At 63.4% G+C, this 12920-nt stretch carries 11 protein-coding genes; 8 read left to right on the forward strand and 3 right to left on the reverse strand.

Annotated elements, in window-relative coordinates; genetic code table 11:
* Positions 1 to 301: 301 nt before the first annotated feature.
* A complete protein-coding gene (locus tag QMK17_RS09245) occupies positions 302 to 775 on the reverse strand; it encodes a hypothetical protein (protein ID WP_283508478.1) in 474 nt (157 codons plus the stop codon).
* Between the two features lie 185 nt (positions 776 to 960).
* Here QMK17_RS09245 and QMK17_RS09250 point away from each other — a divergent pair, with 185 nt between their 5' ends.
* The 5 genes from QMK17_RS09250 to QMK17_RS09270 all read left to right on the forward strand — a co-directional run bounded on the left by QMK17_RS09250 (position 961) and on the right by QMK17_RS09270 (position 8167).
* Positions 961 to 2205 carry a fatty acid desaturase family protein gene (locus QMK17_RS09250; protein ID WP_283508479.1) on the forward strand — a complete coding sequence of 415 codons (1245 nt, stop codon included), beginning with the start codon at positions 961 to 963 and terminating at the stop codon, positions 2203 to 2205.
* Between the two features lie 110 nt (positions 2206 to 2315).
* Positions 2316 to 5600: a bifunctional lysylphosphatidylglycerol synthetase/lysine--tRNA ligase LysX gene (gene lysX / locus QMK17_RS09255; protein ID WP_283508865.1), complete on the forward strand. Its 3285-nt coding sequence runs from the start codon at positions 2316 to 2318 to the stop codon at positions 5598 to 5600.
* A gap of 94 nt (positions 5601 to 5694) precedes the next feature.
* Positions 5695 to 6606, forward strand: coding sequence for an alpha/beta fold hydrolase (locus tag QMK17_RS09260; RefSeq protein ID WP_283508480.1), 912 nt, complete (start codon positions 5695 to 5697; stop codon positions 6604 to 6606).
* 75 nt (positions 6607 to 6681) lie between these two features.
* A complete protein-coding gene (locus tag QMK17_RS09265; protein WP_283508481.1) occupies positions 6682 to 7689 on the forward strand; it encodes a beta-ketoacyl-ACP synthase III in 1008 nt (335 codons plus the stop codon).
* Positions 7690 to 7768: 79 nt separating this feature from the next.
* The gene (locus QMK17_RS09270) at positions 7769 to 8167 is read left to right on the forward strand and encodes a PPOX class F420-dependent oxidoreductase (protein WP_283508482.1); all 399 of its coding nucleotides are present in this window, start codon (positions 7769 to 7771) and stop codon (positions 8165 to 8167) included.
* Between the two features lie 45 nt (positions 8168 to 8212).
* On the opposite strand, the gene QMK17_RS09275 is transcribed toward QMK17_RS09270, so the two are convergent.
* Positions 8213 to 9415, reverse strand: a complete 1203-nt coding sequence (locus QMK17_RS09275) for an MFS transporter (protein WP_283508483.1) — start codon at positions 9413 to 9415, stop codon at positions 8213 to 8215.
* Between the two features lie 83 nt (positions 9416 to 9498).
* Here QMK17_RS09275 and QMK17_RS09280 point away from each other — a divergent pair, with 83 nt between their 5' ends.
* The 3 genes from QMK17_RS09280 (at position 9499) to QMK17_RS09290 (ending at position 12582) form a co-directional block, all read left to right on the forward strand.
* Positions 9499 to 10401, forward strand: coding sequence for a LysR family transcriptional regulator (locus QMK17_RS09280; RefSeq protein ID WP_283508484.1), 903 nt, complete (start codon positions 9499 to 9501; stop codon positions 10399 to 10401).
* 4 nt (positions 10402 to 10405) lie between these two features.
* Positions 10406 to 11002 carry a histidine phosphatase family protein gene (locus tag QMK17_RS09285; RefSeq protein ID WP_283508485.1) on the forward strand — a complete coding sequence of 199 codons (597 nt, stop codon included), beginning with the start codon at positions 10406 to 10408 and terminating at the stop codon, positions 11000 to 11002.
* A gap of 116 nt (positions 11003 to 11118) precedes the next feature.
* On the forward strand, positions 11119 to 12582 hold the full coding sequence (locus QMK17_RS09290; protein ID WP_283508487.1) for a phage infection protein: 1464 nt from the start codon (positions 11119 to 11121) through the stop codon (positions 12580 to 12582).
* Here QMK17_RS09290 and QMK17_RS09295 read toward each other — a convergent pair.
* Positions 12565 to 12861 carry a putative quinol monooxygenase gene (locus QMK17_RS09295; RefSeq protein ID WP_283508867.1) on the reverse strand — a complete coding sequence of 99 codons (297 nt, stop codon included), beginning with the start codon at positions 12859 to 12861 and terminating at the stop codon, positions 12565 to 12567. The two genes, QMK17_RS09290 and QMK17_RS09295, sit on opposite strands and share 18 nt — an antisense overlap.
* Positions 12862 to 12920: the final 59 nt, after the last annotated feature.

The raw sequence follows: 12920 nt of genomic DNA on the forward strand, positions 1-12920 counted from the left end.
ATTTGCGCACGATGTCTTCAGCAGAGTTGCGCTTTCGTCCAGCCATGTTTCTCCGTCGTCCTATCCGCCCAGTTCACGGGCAACAAGACTCTAAAACAAAATGGCCCCGTTCACCGGGGACACGCCAGCCAGACCTCAGGCGGCCATCTCCGTTATAGCGGCTGCCGACAACGAGGCCGCCGCGCGCAGCGTTGGTTGAGCTGCTCGGCGTCACCAAGCTCGGTGCCGACTCGGTCATGAACATGGCCTATCGGGCAGCTCCGCAGCCATCACACCACCGCCGATCGGCGCACCCTCCAAGTCATGGAAGAGCGGTACCGACCTCGGCCACCGAATGCGCACCGGCCGACAGCTCATGAAGTACTCGACGAGGGACCGCACTTCCACGCCCGCTCCCTTCGTTCAATTCGACCAACAGACTCTCCACATCGACCGCCCCGCGCTGAACGACCTCGGCGATGAGTGCCGTGCATATCCGTTCGTCCGCGATGCGTCGTGCCGCATCGAGTAAGCACCTCCCCAGTGGAGCGACCGGCAGCCCTGACAATTGTGTCGACTCGGGCAACCTCCACGTCCGCTCCACCTCCACGAACGACACGTCCTTGCGATGCTTGTCGTGCGGTATCAGCAGCGGGACTCCATTGGTGTTCACGGCCTTCGAGAATCCGTGGAGAACCAGGCCGGCCCGACCGGTCAACATCGCATCGCTGCCATGGGCCGCCTGCAGTTCTATCGACGATGGTCTTGGCTCCGACTGGGTGACCGAATGCGGCATTCGGTCACCACCCCGAGACCACATGACGCACTCGGTCCCAAGAACCCCAGCCGGCACGACCGTCTCCTCAGTACATGTCGACGCCCAGGCCCGCGACCCGTACCGTTGGGTAGGTGACGGGGGCCACTGTTGTGAAGATATGCCGCGATCGAGCGCGTTCTCAAATTCTGCACGTGGAGGGGTAAATGGCGATATCGGACATCAAGGAGTACGCCCACTTGACCGAGGCGGACATCGAGGCCCTCGGTAAGGAACTGGACGACATCCGCCGCGACGTCGAGGAGTCGCGGGGCGAGCGGGACGCGAAGTACATTCAGCGCGCTATCGGGTTCCAGCGTTCGCTCGTGGTTGCGGGCCGGGTGGTGTTGTTCGCGAGCAAGAACAAGCCTGCGTGGCTGTTGGGCACGGCCCTTCTCGGTGCAGGCAAGATCATCGAGAACATGGAGTTGGGCCACAACGTCATCCATGGTCAGTGGGATTGGATGAACGATCCCGAGATCCATTCCAGCAATTGGGAGTGGGACAACACGTGCCCGTCGTCCGGCTGGAAGCACTCGCACAACTTCACCCATCACAAGTACACGAACATCGTCGGCCTCGACAACGACGTCGGCTACGGCATCCTTCGTATCACTCGCGACCAGAAGTGGACTCCGCAATATCTCGCGCAGCCCCTTGTCAACGCGCTGCTGGCCACGTTCTTCGAGTGGGGCGTCGCGCTGCACCACCTGGAAACGGACAAGCTCCGCACCGGTGAGGTGAAGTGGGAAGACAAGAAGGAGATGGCCTACGACGTGCTTCGAAAGATCGCGAAGCAGGTCGGCAAGGACTACATCCTGTTCCCGGCACTCACCGGACCTGCGTGGAAGACGACGCTGACGGCGAACGCGACGGCCAACTTCATCCGCAACTACTGGACGTACGGCGTCATCTTCTGCGGGCATTTTCCCGATGGTGCCGAGAAGTTCACGCTCGGCGAGTACGAGACCGAGACTCAGCCGGAGTGGTACCTGCGACAGATGCTGGGCAGTGCCAACTTCACCGCGGGACCTGCACTGGCCTTCATGAGCGGCAACCTCTGCTATCAGATCGAGCACCACCTGTTCCCGGATCTTCCGAGCAACAGGTATTCCGAGATCGGCGTCAAGATCCGCGCGCTGTGCGACAAGTACGACCTGCCGTACACGACGGGTTCGCTTGCACATCAGTACGGACAGACGCTTCGCACCATCATGAAGCTCTCGCTGCCGAACCGCTTCCTGTCGGCTACCTCCGATGATGCACCGGAGACGTCCTCGGAGCTCAAGTTCCGCATCCGAGGCGGCATGAAAGAAGTATTCGGCGTGGATCCGGAAACGGGTAAACGTCGCGGACTACGCACAGCTCTGTCCATGGTCGGCAGACACACCCCGGTGCACCAGAGTCAATGATCAGCTGATTCTCGCCGTCGGCGCTACCGTTGCCCTGGGGCAACTGGTAGTGCTGACGGTAGGAGTGAGCTGTGACGAGTACATCGGTGTCAGCGGAGCAATCGGACAACGTGGCAAAGAAGGCGCCACGCGCATTCGTTCCGCCTGAGCACGGACGACTCAGCCAGGTCCCTCACATCTGCGGATCGATCCTCGGCGTCTTCGCTGTGCTCGTCTTGCTGTGGAGTATCTCGCCTGCATTGCGCTTGCTGGTGCGTGTGCCACGCGAGTACGTCGACAATTACTACATCGACGCCCCTGACACGTCATTGGCATGGGCCCTCGTTCTGGGACTCACCGCGGCGGCACTCGCGAGCCGCAAACGCATCGCTTGGTGGTTCCTCACCCTCTATTTGGTGCTTGTCGCTCTGACGAACCTGGCCGACGGCATCGGCGAACACAACATCAACAACTGGATTGCCCTCGGAGTGCATGTCGTCGTCATCGGGATTCTGATCGCGGCACGCAAGGAGTTCTACACCCGGGTCAGGCGCGGGGCCGGGTGGAAGGCACTGGGCGTGCTGATCCTCGGTGCGGTGGTCGGCACCCTCGTCGGGTGGGGGTTGGTCGCACTCTTCCCCGGCACTCTCCCGGAAAGCCAGACCTTCCTGTGGGCGTTCAACCGCGTCACCGCACTCGCCACAGTCGACAACGAGCAGTTCGACGGACGTCCCAACGGGATCGTCAACACGCTCCTCGGATTGTTCGGTGCACTCGCTCTCCTGGCAGCGGTCATCACTCTGTTTCGGTCGCAGCGCTCGTCCAACGCCCTCACGGGCAGTGACGAATCCGCGCTCCGCGGCTTGCTCGACAAGTGGGGCGCCGATGATTCTCTCGGCTACTTCGCCACCCGGCGCGACAAGGGCGTCGTCTTCGCCCCCAGCGGAAAGGCAGCGGTCACCTACCGCGTCGAGATCGGTGTCTGCCTCGCCAGCGGCGACCCCATCGGCAACCCCGAGGCCTGGCCACATGCAATCGAAGCCTGGCTCGAACTTGCTGAGAAATACGGGTGGTCCCCTGCTGTCATGGGCGCGAGCGAGAACGGCGCGACGGCGTTCAAGCGTGCCGGACTCAGCGTCCTCGAGCTCGGCGACGAAGCCATCCTCCACACCAAGCAGTTCAACCTGAACGGCCGCGAGATGCGGCCCGTTCGCCAGGCCGTCAACCGCGCCCGCAAGGCAGGCATCACCGTCGAAATCCGGCGCCACCGCGACATCCCGGCAACCGAAATGGGCGGCATCATCGACTGCGCCGACACCTGGCGTGACACCGAGACCGAGCGCGGATTCTCGATGGCCCTCGGTCGTCTCGGAGACCCGCTCGACGGCGACTGCCTCCTGGTGCAGGCACGTCAAGGCGAGAAAACGGTCGGCGTGCTTTCACTCGCACCGTGGGGACGTACCGGCGTCTCACTCGATCTGATGCGCCGCGATCCCCAGTCTCCGAACGGAGTCATCGAACTTCTCGTCTCCGAATTGGCAACCGGTGGAGAGCCATTCGGAATCAGCAAGATTTCGCTCAACTTCGCGGTCTTCCGGGCGGTGTTCGAGGAAGGCAGCCGAATCGGCGCCGGACCTGTGCTGCGCATCTGGCGCTCGGTGCTCGTATTCTTCTCACGCTGGTGGCAGCTCGAAGCGCTGTATCGCTCCAACCTCAAATACCAACCGGATTGGGAGCCGCGGTACCTGTGCTTCGCGGACAACCGCGAACTCCCCAAGGTCGGCATCGCCTCCGCGATCGCCGAGGGCTTCCTCACGCTCCCCACGTTCCGGCGCGCACGCAAGCACACCGGCAGCCACGTTGCGATCCCGCAGGCGCTTGTCGGCAGCGCGGACATCCATCCCGACGGTAGCGGCCCCGAGCTGTCCGAGGAAAAGGAAGAGGCGACGGGCCCCAGGCGTCCCGACCAGGTACGCGTCCGTATCGCGAAGCTCGAACGACTCACCAGTGAAGGGATCGACGGCTACCCCGTCGCCTATCCCCCGACGCATTCTGTCGCCGAAGCGCTGGCCGCACCCCAGGGTACGAAGGTCAGGATCGCCGGACGCATTCTCCGGAACCGGGACTACGGCGGTGTCGCATTTGCGCTTGTACGTGACTGGACCGACGACATCCAGGTGCTCTTCGACCGCGAGCGTGTCGGCGATGCGCTCGATAGCTTCGATTCGGACTTCGACCTGGGCGACCTGATCGAGATCAGCGGAACGATCGGTCGTAGCAAGAAGGGCGAGTTCTCGCTTCTCGCATCCGACTGGCGCATGAACGCCAAGTGCCTGCATCCGTTACCGGACAAGTGGAAGGGTCTGACGGACCCCGAGTCGCGTGTTCGCCAGCGCTATGTCGACCTCGCGATCAATCGCAGCGCACGGGATCTGATGATCGCGCGCAGCAATGTGGTCAAGTCCCTTCGAGATTCGCTCGGCGATCGCGGGTACATGGAAGTCGAGACTCCGATCCTTCAGCAGGTGCACGGCGGCGCGAACGCGGCACCGTTCATCACCCACATCAACGCCTACAACCTCGACCTGTATCTGCGTATCGCACCGGAGCTGTACCTCAAGCGGTTGTGCGTCGGAGGCATGGACAAAGTATTCGAAATCGGACGAGTTTTCCGCAACGAGGGCGCCGACTTCAAGCACAACCCCGAGTTCACCATCCTCGAGGCCTACGAGGCACACAGCGACTACGAACGCGCAATGGTGTTGTGCCGCGAGCTTATTCAGAAGGCAGCCGTCGCGGCACACGGACGCGAGATCGTCCTTCGCCCCGACGGACCCGACGGAGACATGATCGAGATCGACATCTCCGGTGAATGGCCGGTCAAGACGGTGCACGGGTCCGTCGCGGAAAAACTGGGCGTTGACGTCTCCCCTGCCTCCTCGCTCGAGGAACTGCGGCGACTGTGCGATGAGAACGAGATTCCGTACGAAAAGGATTGGGATGCAGGAGCCGTCGCACAGGGTATGTATGAGCACCTCGTCGAGGACTACACCGAGTTCCCGACGTTCTACAAGGATTTCCCGACGTCGATGTCGCCGCTGACCCGGCCTCATCGGTCGATTCCTGGCGTCGCCGAGAAGTGGGATCTCGTTGCTTGGGGCGTCGAACTGGGGACCGCGTACAGCGAGCTCACCGACCCCGTCGATCAGCGCCAGCGCCTGACCGAGCAGTCGATGCTCGCTGCGGGCGGCGACGAGGAAGCGATGTCGCTCGACGAGGACTTCCTGCAAGCTCTCGAGTACGGGATGCCGCCCACCGGCGGCCTCGGCATGGGCGTCGATCGCGTCGTCATGCTCATCACCGGCGGAAGCATCCGCGAGACACTCGCGTTTCCGCTTGCCAAACCACGTCAATAATGTGGATCGCGATCGCGCGGACTGATCAACTGCACACTGCGTTTTTCGCATTTTCGCTGGTAATCCTTGCCGGAGCGGCCCACGAAAGCAGAAAATGTTTAACGTGAAACATCGGCGGCACGTCGAACAGCAGCCTCCGGGCCGGTTCGTCACTGTTTCTGGGCGCAAGACCCACGTTGTGATTACGGGTGGCGGCCCAACGGTGGTGCTGTGCGGCGGCTTGGGGAGCAATTGGTTCGACTGGGACGACTGCGCTCGGGTTCTGGCCGCATTCCACACGGTCGTGATATTCGATCGGCCCGGTTTCGGGCTCAGTGAGCCGCTGCCGCATGGAGAAACTCCGACCGTGACAGCGGAGGCAGCCCGCATCCTCGGAGTTCTCGACGCACTGGAGTTGACGGGGCCCGCAGTCGTCGTCGGGCATTCGATTGCCGGCTTCTATGCCGAAGCCTTCGCCCGCCTGCACCCGGATCGGACGTCGGGCGTGCTGTTGCTCGAATCCAGCGCCGAACGCGACCCATGGCGAATCGTGCCCAAGAGGTTTCGGATTGCGGTCGCCTACGGGCTTTCAGCAGCACTGAGCACGAGCGGACTGCAGCGGTTGCTCGGCACCACCGTCAGGCGCATCCTGAACCAATCGATCCCGCCCGACGGGATTCCCATTGAAACCTACGACTGGATCAACCGGATCTATTCCACGCCGTCGTACCTGGAGGCGGCACTGATCGAGGACTTCGTCTACCCGGACATGGCTCTGGAACTGAACACGATCAGGCGTCGCATATCGATGCCTGCCATTCCCGTCACCGTCGCTGCTGCTCACACCGGCAGGACGACTCCGTGGGGACGCCGGTGGCTGGCGAAACAACGAAGACTCGCGCGGTACCTGGACGCACAGTTCATCGTGGTCGCCGATGCCCGTCACCACGCGATGATCGACCAACCAGCCCAGGTGGCAGGCTTGATCGCCGAACTGGTGTCACAGCACGAAGTGCTCGACACGTAACGTGTGCTCCCGAGCCCGCACCCAAGACCCGAGCCAAAGTTCGGCGATGGCGCGGTAGCACGAGAGGAACAGAAGATGGCTGTATCGATCAGCACGACTTCAGGCCGGCAGTCCAAGCTTCTCGGCTTGGGTGTCCACCGACCCGAGCGGGTGGTGACCAACGACGAAATTTGCGAGTTCATCGACTCGAGCGACGAGTGGATTCAGACGCGGTCGGGCATCAAGAATCGGCGATTCACCGAGCCGAAACAAAATGTCGTCTACATGTCGATCGAGGCGGGTAAGAAGGCTCTCGAAGCCAGCGGCGTCTCCGCAGAACAGATCGACACCGTTATCGTCGCGACGTCGACGCACCTCGAGCAGACACCGCAAGCTGCGGCCAAGGTTGCCCATGCGCTCGGCACCAGCGGCCCGGCTGCATTCGACATCGGCGCAGGCTGTGCCGGATTCTGCTACGCACTGACCGTCGCATCCGACTTGGTCAAGGCCGGCACTTCCCAGTACGTCCTCGTCATCGGCGCCGAGCAGCTGAGCGAGACCACCGATCCGTACGACCGCACGACGCGATTCATCTTCGCCGACGGCGCAGGTGCCGTGGTGGTCGGCCAGAGCGACGAAACCGAGATCGGACCTGCAGTGTGGGGCTCCGACGGCTCACAGGCAGACGCCATCCACCAGACCATCGACTGGTTCGACTACATCAAGACCGAGGGCGCCGAGCGTCCCTGGATCAAGATGAACGGCATCTCCGTGTTCCGCTGGGCCGCATTCGAGATGGGCAAGGCTGCCCAAAAGGTTCTGGACGTCGCCGGAGTCAGGGCGGACGAGCTGCACGCGTTTGTGCCGCACCAAGCCAACAGCCGCATCACCGAGCTGCTGGCGAAGAGCCTGCACCTCAACGACGACACACCGGTCGCCAACGACATCGCCGAGACCGGCAACACCTCGGCTGCATCGATCCCGCTGGCGATGGAGGAGCTGCTCCGCACCGGTAAGGCCAAGAGCGGTGACACCGCATTGCTGCTTGCGTTCGGTGCCGGACTGTCCTACGCAGGCCAGGTCGTCAAGCTTCCGAAGCTGTAACAACACGTTCGACGATGCGGCCGGATTTCACCCGAAATTCGGCCGCATCGTCGATTCCGGGGCACGTAGGGTTGACCTCATGCCGAAGCCACCGTTGCCCGAAGATGCCATCGAACTGCTGAAGAAGCCGAACCCTGCCGTCATGGCTGTGGTGCGCGCCGACGGCACCCCCATCACCGCACCCACCTGGTACCTGTGGGAGGACGGCAAGATCGTCCTCAACTTCCAGGCCGACCGTAAGCGCCTCGAGCACATCAAGGCCAATCCGAAGGTCTCGATCTCGGTGCTCGACGAGTCCAGCTGGTACACCCACGTAACCGTCCACGGCACCATCACGCTGCAGGACGATCCGGATCTGGTCGACATCGACCGTATCTCCGCCCACTACACAGGTGACCCGTACCCCGTGCGCGACCAGGCACGCGTCACCGGCCACCTCGGGATCGACGCCTACGTCGGCTGGGGCAAAGTCGGCTAGTGATGCGCCTCGCGGCCGTGCGCGCTCGGTGACACAGGGACGCATCTAAATGCGCACGAGCCGCGCCGCGGCCATTGCTACCACCGCTAGCCCCATGACGAACAACGCCATGGCGGTCCACCCGAACTGCTGGAAGATCAACCCTCCGCACCAGCCGACCACGCTGGATCCGCCGTAGTAGAAGAGGTTGTACAGCGATGTCGCCTGCGCCCGCCCGACGCTCGCGCGCTGACCCGTCCAGCCCGACGCGATAGCGTGCGCTGCGAAGAACCCGATCGTCAGCACGACGAGCCCGGCGAGCAACACGACCAGGTTGCTGCTGATCGTCAGTGCGACGCCCGCGATCATCACTGCCGTCGATCCAGCGAGGACCGGCCCGCGGCCGTGCTCGAGAGCGAGCCGGCCCGCCACACGCGAGGAAACGGTTCCGCTGAGGTAGGCCACAAAAATGAGGCTGATCAGCGACTGCGGCAGGCCGAACGGCGCCGCCTCCAGCCGGAAGCCGAGGAAGTTGTAGATCGCGACGAATCCGCCCATCAGCAGGAAACCTTGCGAGTAGAGCGCCAGCAATCCGGGGTCGCGGAGGTTCGCCCACACACGCGCTCCCAATGACGGCCCGTCCTGTTCGATGACCGGCGATCGCCGCGGCGTCGGCGCGAGCAGAAGAAACAGTCCTGCAGCGACAGCGGCGATGACGGACACGGTCAGCGTTCCGATCCTCCAGTTCGTCAGTTCGGCGACCGGGCCCGACACAATTCGTCCGAGCAGCCCTCCGAGCGTCGTCCCCGATACATAGGTCGCCGCAGCCAGAGCAGTGTGTGTGCGATGCACTTCCTCGCTCAGGTATGCGATCGCGATCGCGGGCAACCCGCCGAGCGCAGCACCCTCGAAGAATCGCAGCGTCAGCAACATGGGAAGCGAGGACGACAACGGCACGAGCAGCCCGAACACCGTCGCGACGATGATCGAGGCGCTCATGGCCTTGACTCGGCCGATCCTGTCGGCCGCCACGGACCACGGCAACACCGACACAGCGACGCCCACGGTGGCCAACCCGACTGCGAGGGAGGACTGCGACGGCGTGATCTCGAGGTTCGACGCGATGAGCGGGAGGATGCCCTGCACCGAGTAGAGCTGCGCGAACGTCGCGATTCCGGCGAACAGCAGCGCTGCGACGAGCCGCTTGTATTCGCGTGATCCCTGCGGGTGACCCTCCCACTCGAGGGTGCTCTCGGTTGACGAACTCATTGCTTCGACGTTAGAAGTTTGCCGGGCATGCGTCCAATGCATGAAGGAGCGGATACCCATACGTCAGCGATATGATTCTGTTCATGCGCGTCGAAGCCCAGGAGCTGCTCCCCCTCATACCGACGCTCCTCGCCGTCGCCGACACCGAACACGTCACCGAGGCATCGCATATCTTGGGAATCCCGCAACCGACGGTCAGCCGCCAGATCGCACGTGCATCGAAAGTCTTGGGCGTGGAGATCGTCGAACGTCATGGTCGTGGAATTTCCCTGACTCCCGCGGGCAGGATCTTGATCCCCTACCTGCAGCGCGTTGCCGTCGACCTCGAAGCAGGCCTCGACGCGATGAGCGAGCACGACGCCCGCGCGCGCGGTCACATTTCGATCAGCTTCCAGAACACGCTCGGTGAGGACCTCGTGCCCGCGCTGGTCAAGCAGTTCCGCACCGATCACCCCGCCGTCACGTTCGGACTCGATCAGGGCGCGCGGGCACGGTGCCTCGACGGCCTCGACGACGGCCGGTCCGACGTCGCATTCGTCGCCCTCAGCAACGAGCACACCGACAGCAACTCCTTCCAGCTGTACGAAGAGCGACTCGTCCTCGTGGTCCCATCGGACCACCGTCTTGCGATGCGTCGAAGTGTGAATCTGAGCGACACCGCCGACGAGAACTACGTCGCCATGGGACACGGCTTCGGCATGCGATCCATCTGCGACGAACTGTGGGCCGAAGCAGGCTTCACCCCCACGATCGCCTTCGAGGGGCAGGACATCCACACCATCCGCGGGTTCGTCGGCGCCGGACTTGGAATCAGCATCCTCCCGCGACTGCGCGGCCACGGGCCCGAATCCGTCGAAATCCGCATCGATAACCAGACTGCCCGGCGACGTATCGGCATGGTCTGGTCCCAACGCACCGCCGCGAGTCAGGTCGCGGCGTTCCGGGCAATGGTCGTCAGGATCGGGCGCTCTCTCGTGGTTAGGTAGGTCGGTGCAGCTCATTCTGGTACGCCACGCGCTTCCACAACGTTCGGACGATTCTGCCGATCCCCCACTCGCCGAACTCGGGCACGAGCAGGCCGGAAGAGTGCCCGCGGCCCTGGCCAGGTTCTCCATCACCCGCACGGTGTCGAGCACGCAGTTGCGTGCCGTACAAACCGGTACCGTCTCCGCCGCCGAACTCGGCCTGCCCCTAGAGACCGACGAACGCCTCGCCGAGTACGACCGAGATTTCGGCGGTTACATCCCCATCGAGGATGCCCGCACCGAGTTCGGCGCTGCGTTCGATCGCATCAAAGCCGGTCATCTCCCCGAGCAGGTGGACGAGGACGCCTTCCGGGAGCGTGTGCTCGCCGGGATCTCCTCGGCCATCGAGAGCGCCGAACATACCGATACTGTGGTCGTCTTCGCGCATGGCGGAGTGATCAACATTGTGTTGCAGGACATCCTGGGCACCCCGAGAGTCCTCGGATTCCCCATCGATTATTGCTCGATCACGCGAGTCTTGTACTCGCGCAATGGTAATCGATCGGTGACGTCGGTCAATGAAACCCAACACGTCTGGGATGTTCTGCCCCGTAACCGCTGATGGCCGACAGATCCTCAGAGAGCTCTTAAAGAGCCTGGTCAGACGGTAGTTTCCGTCCACTTCGCCGTCCAGCGTGGTCTGCTCGCGACCTGCAGCAAGCTAGCCTCGAGATCACTATGGGTAAATTTCGCATCCTCCGCAGGCCGTCCGCTGCACTCGTCGCCATCGCTTTTCCGCTGGTGGCTGCCGGTTCTTTCGCGCTCGGCGCAGGGTACGACCTGAGCCCTGACTCCTCGTCGACCTCCACGACCACGACCGCTGGTGCGGAAACTCAACCGAGAACGACCGGCGATCCTCTCGCCGACTCGAGGAAGAGTTTGCAGGATGCCGGGCTACCCATCAGCTTCCTGTCCGGCGGCGTGTCTCAGCTGACCGATGGCGGAAAACAACTCAACGACGGGGTCGTGCAGCTCACCGGCGGCATCACTCAGGCACACGACGGCACGATTCAGCTAGCGGACGGCTTCGGCCAGTACCGCGCCGGCATAGGCCAGCTCGGCGACGGTGCTTCGCAGATCAGCGGCGGCGTCGACCAGCTGGTTGATCGCCTGACGGGCTTCGGCGATCAACAAGCTGACTTCACGGCCAAGTTGGAAGCCACCGCCCGGCAGGTCGACAGCTTCCCGCACCCGGGTTCCGACGCGATCTCGGGCCAGATCCGATCCGTCATCGACACACTGAACAACCAGGGCTTCGGACCGTCGACACTGGACCAGTTGAGCACCCTCAAGGGCGGCGCCCGCCAGCTGTCCGGCGAACTCAACGATCCGTCGAGTCAGTTTCTCTCTGCCACAGGACAACTTGGCGACGCCACCGTTCAACTCCGCGACGGACTAGGGCAGCTCGACGTCGGCGGCGAACAACTTCGCGCCGGAACCGACCAGCTGGTGACGGCCGTAGGCCCGGTCTCCGGAATCGTCACTGGCATCCAAACCAACGTGCAAGCAGCATCGGCGGGACTCCCGACGGCCAAGGAACTCGCGGTGACTGACACCGCAGCGCCGATCTCGGAGACAACCACGTCCTCGAACCCAGTCGCGCCGTACCTCATCGCTGCTCTGGTCGCTGTCGGCGCAATCGGTGCGGTCAGCCTCGTCCGCGTGCTCAGCCGCGACTCACGACTGCGGTGGATGGCGGCGACCCTCGCCATCCTCGCCGTCGGTATCTGTGCAGCGCTGGCATTTGCGTTCACCGCACCGGACGCGAAAATCGCCGACCTGCTCGGGGCAGGCGTCTTCCTCGTCGTCTCCGCTGCCGCGTATCTGGCCGCCGCCGGTGCAATCCAACGGATGCTGGGCGCCACCGTCGGGCAAGCGGTCAACGTCGCTCTGCTGGTAGTTCAGGTTGTGGTGTGCGGCGCTGCGTACGCATCGAGCGCGGCCATCTGGGGACAGCTGTCGGCCTTCATGCCGATGGCGTACACCGCTGCCGGGGCCCGCGAGATCGGGTACGGGCAGATGACGTCGACCGGATGGTTGGCCGTCGCCCTGACGGCGGTGCTGCTCGCCGTATCCGACCTCGTCTACAAGACCGGCACGGCGAAAGAGCGTTCCGACGCGGAACTACCCAATTACGCGTAGCGGGTGAATGGCCGGCGGCGCGGCCAGATGCTCACCGAATTCGCCCAGTGCCTTCTGCAGGTGCGGCGACTGCATGTGAGCAGCCAGATCGTCCTCCGAACGCCACACCTCGATGGTGACGAACGTGCCGGGCTCAGAACCCGATTCGAACAGTTCGTACGAGACGTTGCCGTCCTCGTGAAGCGTCTCCGCAGCGAGCGCGGCCAAGCCCGCACGGACTGCATCCACGGACTCCGGCTTCGCGGTGATCGTTGCGACGACCTTCAGATCACTGAGCACAAAATTTTCCTCTCCGAAGTGGTTGCCTTTCACAGCAACCTGAAGCTCCGACGGTACCG

The organism is Rhodococcus sp. G-MC3 (genome assembly GCF_030063335.1).
Lineage (GTDB): Bacteria > Actinomycetota > Actinomycetes > Mycobacteriales > Mycobacteriaceae > Rhodococcoides.

Coding starts and splice junctions, on each gene's coding strand:
- QMK17_RS09245 (WP_283508478.1), bottom strand. CDS start 775: ATGCCGCATTCGGTCACCCAGTCGGAGCCAAGACCATCGTCGATAGAA.
- QMK17_RS09250 (WP_283508479.1), top strand. CDS start 961: ATGGCGATATCGGACATCAAGGAGTACGCCCACTTGACCGAGGCGGAC.
- QMK17_RS09260 (WP_283508480.1), top strand. CDS start 5,695: ATGTTTAACGTGAAACATCGGCGGCACGTCGAACAGCAGCCTCCGGGC.
- QMK17_RS09265 (WP_283508481.1), top strand. CDS start 6,682: ATGGCTGTATCGATCAGCACGACTTCAGGCCGGCAGTCCAAGCTTCTC.
- QMK17_RS09270 (WP_283508482.1), top strand. CDS start 7,769: ATGCCGAAGCCACCGTTGCCCGAAGATGCCATCGAACTGCTGAAGAAG.
- QMK17_RS09275 (WP_283508483.1), bottom strand. CDS start 9,415: ATGAGTTCGTCAACCGAGAGCACCCTCGAGTGGGAGGGTCACCCGCAG.
- QMK17_RS09280 (WP_283508484.1), top strand. CDS start 9,499: ATGCGCGTCGAAGCCCAGGAGCTGCTCCCCCTCATACCGACGCTCCTC.
- QMK17_RS09290 (WP_283508487.1), top strand. CDS start 11,119: ATGGGTAAATTTCGCATCCTCCGCAGGCCGTCCGCTGCACTCGTCGCC.